The following is an 18,022-nucleotide window of genomic DNA, read 5'->3' as shown; positions in this document are numbered from 1 at the left end:
GCTCCATTTTTCTTCTATTAGAGGCTTTCTCCTGCTTTGTACTTTAGTTAAAGGCTTCTTCAAGTAAAAGCTTCTGGATAGTGCTTTTCTTCCCATTTTGTGCCTTCAGGCAAATGAAATTCAGCTCTCTTCTATGGCAGTCTCCACTCTTCAGCAGTTTAGTGCTCTTTTTACAGGTTATTCCCGGCATACTTTTTTATGAATTCTTGGCATATCACTGGTACATAGAGCTTGCAGGTTAAGTTATGTAAGAAACATTCAAATCAATCTACAGTAAATGTTTCCATAATGTTATAATCAGTAAACCAGAAACGTACCTTCGGATTCATAAATCTTGTAATTAGCAATAAGTCTATTTACCGGCTAACAGGAAGTCTTATAATCTAGACAGAACCGTAAGTTTAACCAGAAATCCTAAATTTACGTTTTAACTTATAGATTCACACTTTGAAATTATTTTACAATTTCGCTGAGGTATAAAGAATATGACACTTGACGATTCATCCTTACAGAAGTTTGGTTTCATAAAACGAGAAACTCTTGGCAGTATAAATATCGACCCTCTCCAGACCGGCGGGCTTTTGACCGAGGCTGCCAGACAGACTCTTGTTGAATGGGGAGACGGTTACTCTGTCTGCGACTTCTGTGGTGGGGTCCTGGACCAGATTAAAAAACCCCCGATCCATGATTTTGTACATCAGGCACTGCCTGAATTTCTGGGTTGTGATGAAGCAAGAGTTACAAATGGGGCAAGAGAATCAAAATTTGCAATTATGCATTCCGTAGGAAAGCCCGGGGACTGGATCGTGCTTGATGGGCTTGCCCATTATTCCTCTTATGTTGCAGCCGAGAGAGCCGGCCTGAATATCAAAGTAGTGCCGCATGCAGGCAGCCCGGAATATTTCCTTGACCCTGAAGGATATGGAACTGCAATTGAAGAGGTCACGAAAGAAAGCGGAAAACCTCCAGCTCTGGCACTTGTTACTTATCCTGACGGAAGTTACGGAAACGTTCCAGATGCCAGAAGGATTGCATCCGTCTGCCACGAATATAACGTGCCTCTTCTTCTGAACGGAGCGTACTCTGTAGGAAGAATGCCGGTATCTGCAAAAGAAATCGGGGTTGACTTTGTAGTGGGTAGCGGGCATAAGTCAATGGCAGCATCAGGCCCGGTCGGAGTTCTCGGGGTAAGTGAGGAATATGCTCCGGTCGTGTTCAGGAAATCCGTACACAGTAAAGTAAAGGAAGTCGAACTTTTAGGATGCACTGCAAGGGGAGCTACGGTTATGACCTTGATGGCTTCTTTCCCTGAGGTGGTAAAGCGCGTCCGGAACTGGGACCAGGAAGTCGAAAACGCTCGCTGGTTCTCTTCAAGGCTTGAGGGCATGGGTTTTATCCAGCGCGGGCAGAAACCCCATTCTCATGACCTTATGTTCTTCGAAGCCCCGGGTTTCTATGAAATTTCCCAGAAAGTCAAGAACGGAAGGTACTTCCTGTACAGGGAACTCAAAGAACGCAATATACACGGCATCAAGTCCGGGCTTACAAAATTTTTCAAGCTCAGTACCTTCGGGCTCGGAAAAGAAAAACTCGGCACTGTTGCGGATGCTTTTGAAGATATCCTGAAGAAGTACGAGAACGTTTAAAATCCGCTAAAATTAGATCTTTTTTGACGTCCGGGAAGAATCTGACAGTTCCTTACCCTGGGCATTATAAATACTTTTTTGAATCTATCTTTTGAAATCGGAATTAGATTCCCATTCTGAATGACGGGTTCCTATGAAAAATGTCTCATTCTGAGTGATAAGTCGTTTGAATGATTTTTTTTCACTGGCTGAACACTTATTTTCGCCTCTGATTTTCAAGAAAAACTCGGATCTTGAGTTTTCTGCTATTGTCATGGCTAGAAAAATGCTTACAAAAAAAAGGTTTTAGGTTTATATGTTTTGTTTTTATTGCTTATGGAGCTAAAAACGGAATCCCTTTTCGGGTCAGTCTGTTTTACTTCTTCAACTCCACATTTTCTACATACCCTTCTCCCCGTGGGGTCAGGACATAATATGTAGATTCCTCGCTGTCCTCCTTTTCGATACAGAGGGTGCTTTCAAGCATATTCAGGTTGTAGCGTGCCTGGTAATCAGTGAGCTTGAACTCTGCTTTGATTTCTTCAAGGGACATCCTGCGCCTTTCAAGGGCTTTAAGGATTTTTCTCCGGGCAGGGTTCTGGAGCGCATTCAGGACGGTCTTATGGTCTTCGCTCATGTTCTCTTTCATTTTGCCTTCCTGCTTCATCTTTGCGACCCATTCTTTTTTTCTTTTTGCAGCTTCTTCGGGAGTCATGGTAGTCTTTAATATATCGACTTGAATATGTAAATAAGTTTGTGGGATAGACTCATCCCGGATTCACCTATTTATAGAATAGTTTCCAATTTCTCCGCATGAAATTAAACCCTGAACTCGAATCCATTGAAATGCTTGCAAAAATAATACTCACCGCGGCCCGGACAGCTCCGAAAGGCAAAGGTATTGACGATATTGTGACCTGCCTCCTTTCCCCTGAAGAAAAATCAGAACTTGCCAGCAGGATGGAAGAGCTGAGTGAAATCAAAGACCTTAAGTTTCTAATCAGGGACGCAAAGAATGTAAGGGACGCGGGCGCAATTGTCCTTATAGGCCTGAAAGCCTCAGGTGTAGGCAACCTTGACTGCGGAGCATGCGGTTTTGAAACCTGTAAAAAGATGCTTGAACACGAAAAAGTGCGGAAAGAGTTCCTCGGTCCCCAGTGCATGATCAAGTACCTGGACCTCGGGATTGCCGTGGGATCGGCTGCTGCAAAGGCAAAGGACCTCTGCATCGACAACCGGATCATGTATTCTGCAGGGGCTGCTTCCTGTTATTTTGAGATGATCGATGCAGACGTGGCAATGGGAATTCCGCTCAGCATTAAAGGGAAAAATGTTTTTTTTGACAGGGAATCCACAAGAAAACCCTAAATAAAAATCGATATTCCTTAATAAGTCGTTAAATGCCGGCATTGAATAAAATAAACCCGCAAAAGGAAAAACGAATTCACAAAAGAAAAGGTGGATTTTAAAAAATCGAGATTATTCTCCACCTTTTGCTATTTTTACTTACTATTATGCTGATGAGCCATTCACCTGAAACCTTTCAACTGCTCGAAATCGAGGGTTGCAAAGTAATCTTCAATGGTCTCTGCCCTGCGGATCTGTACAACGCTTCCATCTTCTCTAAGCAGGAGTTCGGCAGAGCGAAGTTTTCCATTATAATTGAAGCCCATTGCATGCCCGTGCGCGCCTGCGTCGTGAATTGCCAGAATATCTCCTACCTCCATTTCGGGGAGCATCCTGTCGATCGCGAATTTATCATTGTTTTCGCAGAGGGAGCCGGTCACATCATATTTATGGGCAGGGGCTTTCTTTTCTTTTCCGAGTACTGTAATGTGGTGGTAGGCTCCGTACATCCCGGGACGCATGAGGTTTGCCATACAGGAATCCAGGCCTACGTAATCTTTGTATGTGCTTTTGAGGTGCCTGACCTGTGAGACAAGATAACCGTAAGGACCTGTTATCACCCTGCCGCATTCAAGATAAACTTTGAGAGGGGCAAGCCCGTTAGCTATGATCGTAGCATCATAGGCTTCTTTTACACCCTTTGCAACAGCTTCCAGGGAAACCGGTTCCTGTTCAGGCCTGTAGGGTATGCCTATCCCTCCTCCGAGGTTTACGAACTCGAACCTTATCCCCAGCTCCTTAGAGATTTCAACTATGAGCTCGAAGAGTATCCTTGCGGTTTCAACGAAGTAATCGGGATTAAGTTCATTTGAGGCTACCATTGTGTGCAGCCCGAAGCGCTTTACGCCTTTGTCTCTGAGGATACTGTACCCTTCAAAAAGCTGCTCTCTGGTGAAGCCGTACTTCGCCTCTTCGGGTTTTCCAATGATTGCGTTTCCTTCTTTCAGGGGCCCGGGATTGTATCTGAAGCAAACGATTTCCGGGAGCCCTGCATATTCTTCCAGGTAAGAGATGTGGGTGATATCATCAAGATTAATAAAACCGCCAAGGTCCTTTGCCTTTATAAACTCGTCAGAAGGAGTATCATTGGAACTGAACATAATATCATCGCCGGACATCCCTGCTTTTTCCGCAAGGATCAATTCCGGCAGGGAACTGCAGTCCGCCCCGAAACCTTCCTCTTTAAGGATCTTAAGGATGAAGGGGTTGGGGAGAGCTTTTACGGCAAAAAACTCCTTAAAGCCGGGAACATCTTTAAAGGCGGATTTCATTCTTCTGGCATTCTCCCGAATGGCTTTCTCATCGTAAATATGAAAAGGGGTGGGATATTTCTCCATTATTTTCAGGATATTTTCTCTGGTGAAGGGGAGGTCCTTTGAAACCATTATTGTAACCTTTTGCCTCTTGTTTAATCAGTATTATATCAATTTGAACTTTTATTCCTTTATTAGTTTTCCCACTATCTCAGGCACTGGCATAAAAAGGTATTTATGGTTTTGCTGAAGTGGAACACGTCCTATAAAAAGATAAATTCTGTTATTTAATATCAATTACAGATAAGCCAGATTTTTTTGATTCTGTTTTTTGATTATCCCTATCAATCCCGGATTTTTTTAAAGACCTCCTTAAGCTTCGAGTACGGGTAGGTATTCACAATGTCTTCTTTTTCAAGCCAGCCCCTTCTTGCCTGCCCGAGCCCGTAGCGCATGGAAGAAAGATCCGGTATGGAATGGCTGTCCGTCGAAATACAGAATTTCAGACCATGGTCTTTTGCCCTCAGGATAAGCTCATCGTTAAGGTCCAACCTTGAGGGTTGACAGTTAATCTCCATAACTTTCCCGCCTGCCGCTGCCGCCTCAAAAACCTTTCCGAAATTAACAGCATAAGCCGCCCTTTTCCCGAGCAGCCTGCCTGATGGGTGGGCAAGTATGTCAAGGTGCTTATTTTCCAGGGAAGCTACAATTCTTCCTGTCATTTCTCTTTCTGAAGCGAAAAAACCTGAGTGTACAGCTCCGACTACGATATCAAGCTCCTTAAGGATTTCATCAGGATAGTCAAGGCTTCCGTCTTTAAGGATCTCAACCTCTGAGCCTCTGAGGATTTTTATTCTGAAGCGCTTTGATAACTCTTTGATTTCTTTCCACTGTGTTTTCAGAGTTTCGATTTCCATCCCGTTTGCAATTCTCTGGGAGCGTGAATGGTCTGTGACAGCAATATACTCGTAACCCATAGCTTCGGCTTTTTCTATCATAACCTCAAGGCTTTCCCTCCCTTCACTGTAGTTTGTATGCATATGGAAATCTCCTCTGAGATCTCCCGCATCTACAAGCCTGGGAAGGGCATTTTTTGCTGCAGCTTTAATTTCCCCTCTGTTTTCCCGGAGCTCAGGCGCAATGTACTCAAGCCCAAGCTTCCTGTAGATTTCTTCTTCACTTTTGCCTGCAACCTGTTCTCCCGAACCTTTTGCATATAGCCCGTATTCGGAAAGCTTGTAACCTTCTTTGAGGGCGATATTCCTGAGTTGTATATTATGTTCTTTTGAGCCCGTGAAATACTGTAGAGCTGCCCCATAACTTTCAGGAGGGACTACTCTCAGGTCAATGCCAAGACCTTCTTTAAGAATCACGCTGCTTCTGGTCCTCCCTTTTGAGACAACCTGTCCTGTTGCAGGAAGAGAAACAAAAGCGTTCATTACCTTCCCTGCCTCTTTATCTTCCGCTTCTGCGAGGATATCAATATCTCCTATAGTCTCTTTCAGCCTGCGCAGAGAGCCTGTATAGATTATCTTCGAAAGGTCAACATTAGGAGTTCTAGTCTGGAGTTCGGTTTTCAGGGCAGATATGATTTCTTCGGCAAGTGGGAGTGCCTTTCCAAGTGCTATTCTGGAGTGGCTTTTTTCGTAATTTTCAATTGCTCGTGCGATATTTTCTTCGCTTTTTTCCCCGAAGCCTTCAAGCTTCCTGATCCTGTGCGCATTAACTGCATTTTTCAGGTCTGACATGGTTTTTATCTCAAGCGCATCAGCAAGCCTTTTCATCTTTTTTGCTCCAAGCCCTCTGATCTCCATCAGCTCGGCAGTGCCTGAAGGAGCTTTCACTTTCAGTTTTTCAAATTTTTCCACCTTTCCGGTTTCCAGGTATTCGGCTATATGGTCAGCAATAGATTCGCCTACTCCCGGAATCCCTGTCAGCCCCTCTTTTCCTTCTCTCTCATAGACCTTCTCAATATCCTCACCAAAGTTTTCTATATTCTGAGCTGCCCGCCTGTAGGCTCGCGGTTTCCATTCAATCTGCTGGAACTCCATAATATCAGCAGTTTCATATAACAATTCGGCAATCTCACGGTTTCGCAACGGCTCCCCAACCCCCTTTTCAGTGTTTTTTCCTTCCCTCTCGTCAAGATTTTTTGCTTATACTTTTTTCTCTTTTCTTTTACTCCATTTTTCTTTTTCTCCTCCTTCTCAACCTGTCCTGTTAACAGCTTTCCTTTTCTCCTACTTTCTCAGCCGGTTTTATTACCAACTTTTCTTTCTATTATCCTGCCAGCTTTCAAGCTCCGTCCTTCAAGTCCCTTATTTCCTTAACCGTCGTGGCATCATAGGGGCCTCTGTCATACCTTATGCGCAAAAAACGGGGAAAACGTAGCGCAAGTCCTGTTTCTTCTTTTCCTTCCCCTGCCGTATGCCCGGGACTGTTTGTGATCTCCGAGCCAAGGACTTCAATAACAACTGTCGGTTCTATGAAAATGTCAGGAAGCATCCCTTTTTTTATGGAGACATTCTTTGGAGCTTCACTCGCAATATGGGCTGAAAGCAAACTATTGATTTCTTCTGCATCCGCTTCAGTAAAACCAGTACCTACTTTTGTTAAAGTTTCGAACCGCTGTTCCTCTTCATTCAGGACCGCACAGAGAAGCGCCCCAAAGGACCCTCTTCTCCTCCCCCTTCCGTAATAGCTCCCGACAACCACGAGATCAAAGGTCTCTCTCATTCCTTCTGAGTATTCCTGTTTCCATTTGAACCAGAACCAGCTCCTTTTTCCGGCTTCGTAAACAGAGCCGCTACTCATGGATTTGACTACGATCCCTTCAAGCCCTTTCTCGACGGTTTCGTTAAAAAAGTCTTCAATTTCCTCAATGTTTTCCGTAATGGTTCTCCTGGCCAGATGAACTATTCCCTGAACAGCAACATGCATTTCAAGCAAAGCTCTTCTTTCAGGATAGGGTTTCTTTAGAAGGGACTCTCCATTAAGGTAAAGGATATCAAAAAAGAAAACCGCAACAGGACATTTCTCCCTGTACTTTTCAATCTCGTATTTTCTGCGCCTCTGCATAAGCCTTTGAAACGGATAAAATTTTTCTATCCGATTACCGTCTTTCTCCAGTTCAGCGTATGCAACTATTTCTCCATCAAGCACGATTTTATCCACAGTGACACTTTTTTTAACTGCTTCGATAATATCCGGATACTGGGCAGTGATGTCCTCAAGCCTCCGGGAAAACGCTTTAATCCAGTCTCCGTCTTTGTGGACCTGTATCCTTTCTCCGTCATACTTCTCTTCAGCTGCTTTTTTGCCCTGAACCCTTTTTTCAAGCTCTTCAAAGCTTTCAACACGCTGGGAAAGCATTGATTTTACAGGTCTTCCCGGCTTTATGGAAAAATTCCCTGGAGTCCTGGCTCCGTGCTCTGCAAGGGTTTTTGCCAGTTTCCCTATATCCGTACAGACGCTGTAGCTTTCTTTTATTTTTCCTGCGTGTTTTTTATCTCCTGTGAAGGCGATGGAGAAAGCTTCGAGCAAAAACTGGTCTCCAAATCCGAGCCTGAGCCTCCCCAGTACGAGCCTCACAATATATTTCCCTTCTTCAGGCGTGGCTTTCTGCAAGATATCGGAAAGAAGCCCGGTCTTTTCCTCCTGGCTTCCTTTTCCTGAGGCTTCTTTTATCTGTCTCAGCCTTTCAAAAACATCTTCAATAGTCAGGGATGCTTCTCTTTTCTCGCTGAGCACAAAAGCCACATCTCCAAGGTCTCCTTCCCTTGCATACTTTCTTATGACCTCTTCTTCGGGAACTCCATAAGCCCCTGCGATGGCTCTTATGGCAAGCCTGTCCTTAATTCCTAATGTTGTGTTCTCAAAGGCAGGTCCTATGCTCCCAAGAAAAAGATACGCACTATCCCTCACCTCATTTCCTTTGAGCCCCTCAAAAAAACCAGCAAGTTTCCTTACGATTTCCTTATGGGACGTGATCTTCTCAAGCTCCTCAAAAAGCTCTGCAAGCTCTTTAAACCGCGCCATTGACCCCTCTCCGAATAAGCGGTTTGAAATTTTCTACAATAACTATTCCTTGCCCCGGTCTTTATCGCTTTGCACCCTCAAGTTTAAGAAATAGATATTCATTTCCAGTAAAGGATAAACCAGTACTCTTCGGCATCTCTCTCCTTTTACCGAAACATTTAATATCTAAAAGATGCATGAGAAGAGTACACAGCAGTTCTTTAAGACAGTCTGCGACTGTGGTTTAGTGGCTATGACCTGAGCTTCCCAAGCTTAGAACCCGGGTTCGAATCCCGGCAGTCGCATCCTGAGTTTTTTTAAAACTTTTACTGTATAAAAAATAACAATTTTAACTTTAATTGACATTTTTATTTTAGTAGTATTTTTTTGTTGCTTACAACAGAATTTCTGATTTCTGGAACTTAAACATCCGAAAAGTCAAGCGTAAACTTTTTTCTATAGACCATTCCCTGAAATATTGCTACGAGATCTCCTTCGTCGTCAGTGATATTCACAGTATATGTGGCGATTTTAGGGTTTATTGAAGTTTCCTTTGCTTCGGCTGTTAAAGTCCCTTTTGTTGCAGCTTTTACAAAAGAGATATTTGAATTGATCCCAACTGCAGCAATCCCGTATGCATTTGATGCTGCTGCAAAAGCAAGGTCTGCGAGAGTAAACAATGCCCCACCCTGCACTGCTTTTAACGCATTCAGGTGTTTTTCTTCTATCTCCATCATGGCTTTTGCATATCCTGGGGAAACTTCCAGCAATTCTATTCCTGTATGTGCAGCGAATTTATCTTTTTTAAAAAACTTTTTGAGATCTTCCATAAAATTACTCCGGTAATTGTCAGTAAAATCACTTTCCATTTGCCATATTTTTAATTAAAGTTATTCCTTGAAGGCTGCATTCAGGAATATTTTTCTTTTCTTTTCCGTTTGAAAGAAGGCTCCACTTTTTCTTTCAGTTATCTTTATATCTCTTTCAAATTCCTTCTTAAATCTCCTTTTTAAATCTCCTTTTTAAATCTCCTTTTTCAAGCTCCTTTTTAATTTGATTATCAATATATGACTTTAGAAATCGCTTTCTTATTTTGTTTTTTAAAGCCTGTTCCACAATCTGTTAATGAATAATTTAGTGCTATCCGTAAATGCCTAATAAGCCGGAGTTTTAGATAGGTTTATGGATGGGAGAAAGAGAACAGAATTCGGGGATGAAGTACTGGAAGCCAGTATTCTTGGTATAAATAAAGGGCCCGGAGATGGATTTGAACTCGTCACAATCGAAACAAGCCGTGGAAGGGTTGAATGCCGTTATTACACTGCTGAGGATACGAATAAGGCAGTAATTATGGTTGGAGGAATTGGAGGGGGCTTTGATACCCCTGCGGACGACCTGTATCCCCGTTTATGTATGGATTTGCTGGAGTCCGGAATAAGTTCGCTAAGAGTCAGTTTCAGGTATCCTACTGATCTGGCAGAAGCCACAATGGATGTGCTGGTAGGAATTGATTTCATAAAAGGCGAAGGCATTACTGAACTTGGCCTGATAGGACACTCATTTGGAGGAGCTGTCGTTGTTCAGGCTGCACATAATGAAAATGTGGTGAAAACAATAGTTACCCTTTCCACTCAGAGTTTAGGAGTTAGCCCGATCTCCAATCTTGCAGAAGGGGTTTCAGTACTCCTGATCCACGGAGATGAGGATAAAACACTGCCTTCAGGAAGCTCGGTATATGCATATTCTCTGGCACATGAACCAAAGAAGCTTACAATATACGAAGGGGCAGGGCACAGTTTAACTGAAGTCTCGGATGAAGTCTATAAGGAAGTAAAGAGCTGGATTAAAAATTACTTAATATAAATTCTCTATTTCTCTTTTTAAGTTCTCTATGTCTCTTTTGGATTTCTATTTGTAATAAGGTTGGTTTATCTAATTTCTTATTAAGTTTCTTATATAAAAATTATGTCATAAATAGTGGCATTGCTTAATAGTTAATAAAGCTTTCATAACATTTCATAGCTCTTGAAACTGAATTAACCTTCAGTATAATTAAAAAGAGATTAAGTATTTATAAATTCCGCCTTTATTATTAAATTGATTAATATTAAATCAACTTTTATTTAATTGAGTTTTATTAATATAGTTGGCCTGAAGGTCGAACTCGTATACGGGGGTAATGTATGAAAGTGAAATTGATAGTTTCTCTGCTAGCGCTGTGCCTGACCTTGTCTATCGTATCCGTGCAAGCACAAACTAATATGCTCGGAAATATGGAAGACATAGATGTGATCATGAAAGGAAATATTACTGAAAATATCACATGTAATATAACCGGAAATGCAGTTATAGTCGAAGAAACGGATAACGCCACCGATGATATGAATAATGTCACCGATGATACGAATAACGTTACTGATGGCATGAATAACGTTACCGAGGACATGACGTCTGATGTGACCGGGAAAATAATTCTAATCAGAGACCTGGGCAATATGACCGAAAAAGCGGTTATGATCGGAAGTGCGGATGATATCCCCGGAAACGTGGTTATTTTCGGAAGAACGAATAACATAACCGAAGATATGAACGTTACCGAAGACATGAATAATGTCATCGAAAATATGATCATACTCAAGACTGGAAATATGACCGGAACGATCACATTCAACACGGTCGAAGACATGGATAATGCCACCGGTATGAATAACATGACCGAAGATATGGATAATATGACTGTGCTCATGACCGGAAATATGACCGGAACCGTAACAGGCGATATGACCCGAAAAATGGTTGTAATCAGAAATATGGGTGACATTGACGAAGTTGCTGAAGCACTGTCCAATATGACCGAAATGGACGAAGATACGGATAATATGACTGAACCCATGACATGCGATCTTACCGGAAAGATGGTTGTAATCAGAAATATGGATGATATGGCCGAAATGGAAGATGAAGACATAGATGATCTGATCGCGATGGACGGAAATACGGCTATTATCGGGACCATGGATAACATAACCGGAACGGATGAAGACATGGATGAAGGCATGGATAACGTAACCGGAAAAATAGTCATAGTCAGAAGCATAGATGATATGATTAGAATCGTGACCAAGAACGTTACCTGTGATATAACTCAAAGCACGACTATAATCGAAGAAATGGGTAACATGACAGAAGATATGGATGATATGACCGAAGATACGGATGATATGACCGAAGATACGGATGATATGACCGAAGATACGGATGATATGACCGAAGATACGGATGATATGACCGAAGATGTAGTGTGATCATTGATCGGTAAAACTTTCGCGTAATAAAGTAGGAACAAAGGGATAAGTAATCAAAATGTTGATTACTGAGTTAGTTTAAAAGTAGAGACTGCAAGCTTGTAGTTTTACAGTTTGCTGTTCTTTACTCTTTTTTAACTATTTCTTGCATCTTTTTCTCTTATCTAATGTTTTCTTAATATCTAAAGTCAGTTTTTTAATCCAGCTTGATTCCACTATTACTGTAATACTGAAAGTTAAATACTGAAAGTTAAATGTAAATCTCCGATTTGAACAATTTTCTTGAAATATATTTTTCTAAGAAGTTTCTGGGCAAGCTATGAGTCATGCCTGTATGAACTTAATAAATTATAACAAATATTACTTTCAAAGTACCTACTGATTCTGAAAAGATGATTAACCCTCAGCATAGTTAAATAGAGATTAAGTATTTATAAATTCCCCATTTATTATTAAATTGTTTTATATTAAAATAAATTTTATTTAATTGGGTATTATATAATGCAGTCGGCACAAATGGCCGAATTTTTGCATACGGGGGGTATAGAATGAAAATGAAATTGATAGTTTCTCTGCTGGTTATGTGTCTGGCTTTTTCTCTTGGATCAACACAGGCTCAAACTGAAGAGAACAATGTCTCTGAAGAGGGAGATTTGGGCACGGACGGAAACGTTAGTACGCTTACAAATAAAGAGGTTAGTGTAAGCCAGGAATCTGGTGGGGATGTCAAATGGATTTTACCAGGTCCGCGGAGGCTCGATCCGGTAATCTTTGGAACTCCGGAAATGCCACTGGGCTTTGAAGAAGAAATTGGTGTTCCGATCGAAAACAGGTCGGTAAATGATGATGAGACCGAGTTCAATTCAACAATAGAAGATACACCTTATTCCGATAATTTCTCGAGTATCAACGGTTCCTTTACCATGGATTTGACAGATCGGACTCCTGTGGATGTCAACGAATCCGAGGACACAGCTGAAGCTGAATTCAACTTTACTGATCCTTCGGGTGAAATCGAATACCGCGTAGTCCTGACAAATGTCACTAACGTTGGACAGTTCCACCCGGTTCTTGGTGGCGTGGTAATTGACGGAATCGCTCACGGAAGATCATCAATAGATACACGCCTGGAGCCAACCTCTTATGCATACGGAGCTGTCTGGGGTGTAGGAGAACTTTATATAAACGGCACTCTTGTCAGCGATGACAGGGTCATACATGCTATGGCAACCGAACGTGTCAGAAGCTCGGATGAAGAAGGTTACAGGCTGCTCTTTGATAATGAATTACCTCACCAGGGCATACAGGTACACCTCGTGATGCCTGAGAAGATCATGGCTGACAACGGGACAATGGTTGAAGAGCCAGTACCTACCAATTACACTCTTCCAGACGGTGAGGAACAGCCTTTCATTCATGTAGCGTTTGACGAACCTCAGCTCGAAGGTCTTGAAATCCTTAATTTCATGAACGTAACCGAAGACATGATGGACAACATGACCGGAAATGTGACCGATAACATGACTGGAAATATGACCGATGACATGGTCGGTGACGACGAAGATGATACCGCCGGTGACGATGAAGATGTTGGTACCGTCGATGAAGGTGAAGATGTCGGCACCGTCGGTGATGACGGAGAGGATGATAACGCCGGTGATAATGACAACAATATGTGAAGCAGTACAGATAATTGATTAGAAGTTTACTCAGGAGATATATAAGCTGTAAACTTGTAATACTTACAGTCTATTATTTCCAAATTTTTTAATTTTTTCGAAATTAAAAAAGTCAGTATACAGAGTTTTTTTGTTTTTAAATAGACACTTTTTTACTGAAATAGCTATTAAAGAACCTATAAATGCTCTGAGAAGACTTATTATATTTACCAATTCTTCTTTTACTCATAGGAGTATACTCACTTTAATGCGATTATCATATTGATGAGAGTAAATATATGGATAAAAATCGATTGAATGAAGAAAGAGTAGAGTTACTTAGCCAGATCAATTCACTTTTTGATTTTCCTTTGATTCTGTTGTCAATCGTATGGTTGATCCTTATTATTCTCGATTTTGTCTACGGGCTTTCACCACTTTTGCAAACAGCAAGTACTGTTATATGGGGTATATTTATAGCTGATTTTTTCATTGAGCTGTATATTGCTCCTGATAAAAAGGTTTATTTAAAAGGAAACTGGCTTATTGCTCTGTCTCTATTTGTGCCTGCGTTAAGGATTTTCAGTTTATTCCGTGGGTTCAGAGTAATTAAAGCTACAAGTTTTATCCGATCTTTTAATCTTGTCCGAGTTCTCTCTTCATTTAACAGAAGTATAAGGACTGTCAGGACTGCAATGAAACAGAGAGGCCTGGAGTATGTCCTTCTCCTTACTGCTTTAATAACTTCTATCGGGGCAGCAGGCATGTATAGTTTTGAGAGTCCTGGGCTTAGTTCCTACGGGGATGCTTTCTGGTGGACAGCCATGATTATGACAACAATAGGGAGCGATTACTGGCCAAAAACTGTTGAAGGAAGAGCATTAACTTTTTTATTATCTGTTTACGCTTTTGCAATCTTTGGATACATAACTGCAGCTCTTGCCAGTCTACTTGTCGGAAAAGAAAAGGAAACATCCTCAAAAGAGATCACGGAGTTGCGTCAGGAAGTACAGCGACTTTCCAGTGAAATTAGCAGGCTTTCAGAAAGGGAAAAAAATAATTTTAAGTAAAATTCTCTGTAAATCCTGGTGTCTAGGAAATTTATTTATGAGCTATCATAATTACTAAAAAAGACTACGTATGAGGGGTAATCTAAATGTTAATGCCCCATAATTAAGTTGTCATGACACTAGCTGTTTCTTCTCACTTTACTCCTTTTTAATTTTCATCAGGGACTTTAAACAGCCTGATAAGCCCGATAAAGGCCACGAGCGCCCATGTCCCTTCAAGAACCACGAAAGGCACGTAGTCAATAAGTACCGAAGCATAGCACGATAGCCCTGCACCGACTATGTTTAGTATTGCATAGGTCTTTGTATCCTGCATCAAGATCTTGAAGAGATTAAGAAGAAATGCCAGTAGCAACAGGAGTACTCCTGTTGAGCCTACTATAACTGAAAATTCAACCATGGGCGAAAAATATATTTTACTAATATATCTTTTTTCCGCACATAGTTCAGTAAAATACACGTTTTGTATTGGAAACGTGAACTACGTCCACCTAAAACCTTCGTAAACTCAGATTTTGAGGAAGGTGCTTCCTACGAGTACATCCTTTCATATGGCTTCGATTCCTGGGAATCTCAGTTCCTCTGGGAGCCTGTTTATCGTAGATTCCCAGTAACAAGTTACTGAAAGCCTRTACMCAAGGCATTCTTTGATAGAGCGAAACGCTCAATATCAAAATATAAGTACGGTCTACATTACTTTGTAACCACAAGGGTGTAATGTATGATTACGCACGAATATTATAATAATTTCAGAGTATAAGTAGTTAAGCAGAACCAATAACAATAGAAGGTGTGGAAGTTGACGGCTTTCATCCCCCACCTGTCCGATGCGATTTATCACATCTACCGAGGAAGGGGACTTCCCGCCTTACAGTTAAATATTATCTTTATTCTTCCGAGGTTTCATCTTCGTACCTGACCTCTTATGTATGAATACACCTGTTACAGCAGCTGCCATCACAAATGCAAGCATTCTCATAATATCTAATCTGAAGTCACTGCCTATCAGTAGGGCGTGTGCTGTGACAAGTAAAAAAGCCAGGTAATGGAGATAATGCACCTTCTTCCAGTTTTTATATTTTTTCCTGTATATGGCAATGCCGGCAGCCAGCAGGAAGAGATACAGTGCTGTCCTGCCTCCTAACGCAAGAAATGCCCCCACCGGGTAAAATACAGGCAAAAAAATCCTGAAGTCCTGAGCTTCAATGGCAAGAGTTAGAGGATGAATGAGGATTAATAGGATCCCTATCCTCGCCAGATTATGGTGAGCTTTCAAAAAGGGCAACCCTAATATTTTTCTCATTTTAGCCATGTATTCAGAACTAAGTATTGCAATGAAAATTGTCAGATAACCGAATGTTGCTGCAAAACGGGCTACCATCCTTAGAGTTTCTCCAGGTCTCTGCAGAAGGATGTACGCTATAAAAATAACTATAGCCAGAATAATAGCATAAATTAAGTAAAATTGTTTATTCGGCGCCTTTTTACCTGAAGTTTCTCTGCCTGAACTATGATTACGCGTACTTTTTCCTGTATCATCTCTACCCAAACTTGTCCCCCTTTAATTAATTAGCTAATTATCTTATCCTGATAGCCATTCCGCATAGAGAATTTTCACCAGAAATTTATTATAAGTTCCTTATAATTCTCTTCATTTTGGCGAAAATTACCCCATATGATTGTACATGTTAATTACTTTAATCACATAAAGAGCTCATCCCAAAACAAGGTTTACTCTAAAATCAATAAGAATCTCAGAACTGTTTTCCGTGATCAAAAACACGATTGATTATTCAAAATTCGCAGTTTAGAGGAGTAGTTCTGAGTTTTGGGATCGGCTCAAAATTAAATTCAGTTAAAATATTCTTTTTCATACCTATGTTCTTAAGCTATTCTTAAGCAAGGGCAGTGTCGCGAATTTGCAATAAATTCAAAGTAAAGTTATTGTGTACTGTGGGGAAAATGGATCTTTTGATATGGAATTTTTGACTCAAAAACTTATTGAAATTTGTGATTTTACAGAAAAAATCGGCACACTGCCTAAGCAAGTGTTTATATCACTTTTACAAGACTATTTTTATCAAATTTAAGTAACTTTTGTAATCAAAACTGCACCCTAGATTAAAAAATATTGTAAAAAAATGACTTTTTGAGAGCCTGTTTATAAAAAACATATCACACATTATATATCTTAAAATAATATAGGTTCCTAATTTATATTTCTATATATATTATATCTTTCTGGTAATAATCTCTTGTTGGTACAATTCGTTGGCGTAATTTGGAATTACTTTCATTGGCACATAAGGCGAGGACAGAATTTACCAATTAATCACGATATTTGCTCTTCTAAGACTAATTGGTAAAATCGTATTATACATAGTGCATTTACCGACTGGAAGTATGCCGAAAAACCAGCGACCCTAAATTGTACAAGAGAATAAAATTCTGGGAGTGTAAACAAATGGTAAAGCTAAGAATAAAAAAGACACTGACCATTTTGCTAGCAGTCTTTTTCGTAATGGCATCGACAGCTGCGTCAGTAAGTGCGTGTGATAGCAAAGACAAATGTGATTATAAGGACAAGTGCGACTATAAGGACAAGTGCGACTATAAGGACAAGTACGACTTCAAAGACAAATGTGACTATAAGGACAAGTGCGACTATAAGGACAAGTACGACTTCAAAGACAAATGTGACTATAAGGACAAGTGCGACTTTAAAGACAAATATGACTTTAAAGGTTACAAGTTTGATGACTGTTTTTCCTTTGATATCCTGTGGATGCTTTTCGGGGATATCTTTGACGATGGAAAAGGCTTTTCTAAATACTAACCGAATGTAAAAATTAAATGAAAAGTCCAAAATAACTGGATGCAAAGCTAACGACGACCCGTTCGTATGAACCTGCATCATTACAGGAGTAGTAAGGCTCTAATCTCCAGTAAATAAATTGAGCCTTCTCCTGGTAGGACTTACACATTTGATGAGCGAAATCGAGTATGGGCAATCTGTTATGAGTATTATAAGTAGACAGTTTGGAATTCCATACTGCTGGTTTTTCGGTTCAACTGTATAAGTCCTATATGATGCTGACCGGCAACCGTCAAAGTTGATCTACGAATTATCCCTTTTTTATATTTTTTTATGAGTATTAGTTTGGTAATTACAGCAATTTTTGCATCCAGACAGTATCAAAGAATTTCCCGTTCTTTTTCCCTGCTTCCCTGAATCTACCGCATTCTGAGAACCCGTGCTGGCTATGGAAACGGATGCTTCCTTCATTGAGGGAAGAAATGTTTGCCAGGATACAGTGCAGTCCTTTTTCCCTGGCGCCTGAAAGGAGATATTCCATCATCATGGAGCCTATTCCTTTTCCCGTATACTCGGGACTGATAAAATATGAGATTTCGGCTGTTGCGGAAAAAGTGGGCATTGGCGAATGGGGACGGAGCATACAAAAACCCAGTAATGTTTTATTTTCGTCTTTTACAACAGCATTTGGATACCCTGAAATAGCGTGGAGGAAGAAGTCGAAGAATTCATATGGCACTTTATTTTCGGGATAAGCGGCAAAACTGTGCTCAATATAGTAATTAAAAGTATCAATCACACCCTCCCGGTCTTCGGGAGAGATAGGGGCGAATTTAAATTCCATTTTACTCACCTGTTTTCCCTGCTTCAAA

General features: G+C 40.8%; 15 protein-coding genes and 1 tRNA gene. 8 read left to right on the top strand and 8 right to left on the bottom strand.

What is annotated here, in order from left to right:
* Nucleotides 1-485: 485 nt before the first annotated feature.
* Nucleotides 486-1,646, top strand: coding sequence for an O-phospho-L-seryl-tRNA:Cys-tRNA synthase (pscS, locus tag FXV91_RS07920; RefSeq protein WP_229390042.1), 1,161 nt, complete (start codon nt 486-488; stop codon nt 1,644-1,646).
* Nucleotides 1,647-2,001: 355 nt separating this feature from the next.
* Here pscS and FXV91_RS07915 read toward each other — a convergent pair whose 3' ends face one another.
* Nucleotides 2,002-2,340 (bottom strand): winged helix-turn-helix domain-containing protein, encoded by a 339-nt coding sequence (locus FXV91_RS07915; protein ID WP_229390041.1) that lies wholly within the window; start codon nt 2,338-2,340, stop codon nt 2,002-2,004.
* A gap of 98 nt (nt 2,341-2,438) precedes the next feature.
* Here FXV91_RS07915 and FXV91_RS07910 point away from each other — a divergent pair, with 98 nt between their 5' ends.
* The gene (locus tag FXV91_RS07910; RefSeq protein WP_229390040.1) at nt 2,439-2,993 is read left to right on the top strand and encodes a ferredoxin domain-containing protein; all 555 of its coding nucleotides are present in this window, start codon (nt 2,439-2,441) and stop codon (nt 2,991-2,993) included.
* A gap of 161 nt (nt 2,994-3,154) precedes the next feature.
* Here FXV91_RS07910 and lysA read toward each other — a convergent pair whose 3' ends face one another.
* The 3 genes from lysA to FXV91_RS07895 form a co-directional block, all read right to left on the bottom strand.
* Nucleotides 3,155-4,417 (bottom strand): diaminopimelate decarboxylase, encoded by a 1,263-nt coding sequence (gene lysA / locus FXV91_RS07905; RefSeq protein WP_229390039.1) that lies wholly within the window; start codon nt 4,415-4,417, stop codon nt 3,155-3,157.
* A 212-nt stretch (nt 4,418-4,629) separates the two neighbouring features.
* Complete coding sequence (gene polX / locus FXV91_RS07900) at nt 4,630-6,384, bottom strand: DNA polymerase/3'-5' exonuclease PolX (protein ID WP_229390038.1); 1,755 nt, start codon at nt 6,382-6,384, stop codon at nt 4,630-4,632.
* Nucleotides 6,385-6,580: 196 nt separating this feature from the next.
* Nucleotides 6,581-8,323: an ATP-dependent DNA ligase gene (locus FXV91_RS07895; RefSeq protein WP_229390037.1), complete on the bottom strand. Its 1,743-nt coding sequence runs from the start codon at nt 8,321-8,323 to the stop codon at nt 6,581-6,583.
* Between the two features lie 212 nt (nt 8,324-8,535).
* On the opposite strand from FXV91_RS07895, the gene FXV91_RS07890 reads away from it, so the two are divergent.
* A tRNA-Gly gene (locus tag FXV91_RS07890) sits at nt 8,536-8,607 on the top strand.
* Nucleotides 8,608-8,724: 117 nt separating this feature from the next.
* Here the strand turns inward: FXV91_RS07890 and FXV91_RS07885 are convergent.
* On the bottom strand, nt 8,725-9,132 hold the full coding sequence (locus tag FXV91_RS07885; protein ID WP_229390036.1) for a PaaI family thioesterase: 408 nt from the start codon (nt 9,130-9,132) through the stop codon (nt 8,725-8,727).
* A gap of 352 nt (nt 9,133-9,484) precedes the next feature.
* On the opposite strand from FXV91_RS07885, the gene FXV91_RS07880 reads away from it, so the two are divergent.
* The 4 genes from FXV91_RS07880 to FXV91_RS07865 all read left to right on the top strand — a co-directional run bounded on the left by FXV91_RS07880 (nt 9,485) and on the right by FXV91_RS07865 (nt 14,335).
* Nucleotides 9,485-10,165 (top strand): dienelactone hydrolase family protein, encoded by a 681-nt coding sequence (locus FXV91_RS07880; protein ID WP_229390035.1) that lies wholly within the window; start codon nt 9,485-9,487, stop codon nt 10,163-10,165.
* Nucleotides 10,166-10,485: 320 nt separating this feature from the next.
* A complete protein-coding gene (locus FXV91_RS07875; protein WP_229390034.1) occupies nt 10,486-11,607 on the top strand; it encodes a hypothetical protein in 1,122 nt (373 codons plus the stop codon).
* A 548-nt stretch (nt 11,608-12,155) separates the two neighbouring features.
* Nucleotides 12,156-13,286, top strand: coding sequence for a hypothetical protein (locus FXV91_RS07870; RefSeq protein ID WP_229390033.1), 1,131 nt, complete (start codon nt 12,156-12,158; stop codon nt 13,284-13,286).
* A gap of 278 nt (nt 13,287-13,564) precedes the next feature.
* The gene (locus tag FXV91_RS07865; protein ID WP_229390032.1) at nt 13,565-14,335 is read left to right on the top strand and encodes a potassium channel family protein; all 771 of its coding nucleotides are present in this window, start codon (nt 13,565-13,567) and stop codon (nt 14,333-14,335) included.
* Nucleotides 14,336-14,483: 148 nt separating this feature from the next.
* On the opposite strand, the gene FXV91_RS07860 is transcribed toward FXV91_RS07865, so the two are convergent.
* Nucleotides 14,484-14,735, bottom strand: coding sequence for a hypothetical protein (locus FXV91_RS07860; RefSeq protein WP_229390031.1), 252 nt, complete (start codon nt 14,733-14,735; stop codon nt 14,484-14,486).
* 474 nt (nt 14,736-15,209) lie between these two features.
* Nucleotides 15,210-15,884, bottom strand: coding sequence for a ferric reductase (locus tag FXV91_RS07855; protein ID WP_229390030.1), 675 nt, complete (start codon nt 15,882-15,884; stop codon nt 15,210-15,212).
* A gap of 915 nt (nt 15,885-16,799) precedes the next feature.
* Here FXV91_RS07855 and FXV91_RS07850 point away from each other — a divergent pair.
* Nucleotides 16,800-17,171, top strand: a complete 372-nt coding sequence (locus FXV91_RS07850) for a hypothetical protein (RefSeq protein ID WP_229390029.1) — start codon at nt 16,800-16,802, stop codon at nt 17,169-17,171.
* Nucleotides 17,172-17,502: 331 nt separating this feature from the next.
* On the opposite strand, the gene FXV91_RS07845 is transcribed toward FXV91_RS07850, so the two are convergent.
* Nucleotides 17,503-17,994, bottom strand: a complete 492-nt coding sequence (locus FXV91_RS07845; RefSeq protein WP_229390028.1) for a GNAT family N-acetyltransferase — start codon at nt 17,992-17,994, stop codon at nt 17,503-17,505.
* Between the last annotated feature and the right edge of the window lie 28 nt (nt 17,995-18,022).

The sequence above is a fragment of the Methanosarcina sp. DH2 genome, assembly GCF_020804225.1.
Lineage (GTDB): Archaea > Halobacteriota > Methanosarcinia > Methanosarcinales > Methanosarcinaceae > Methanosarcina.
Note: the sequence above shows the minus strand (reverse complement) of the source record. Positions and strands in the feature narration are given on the sequence as shown.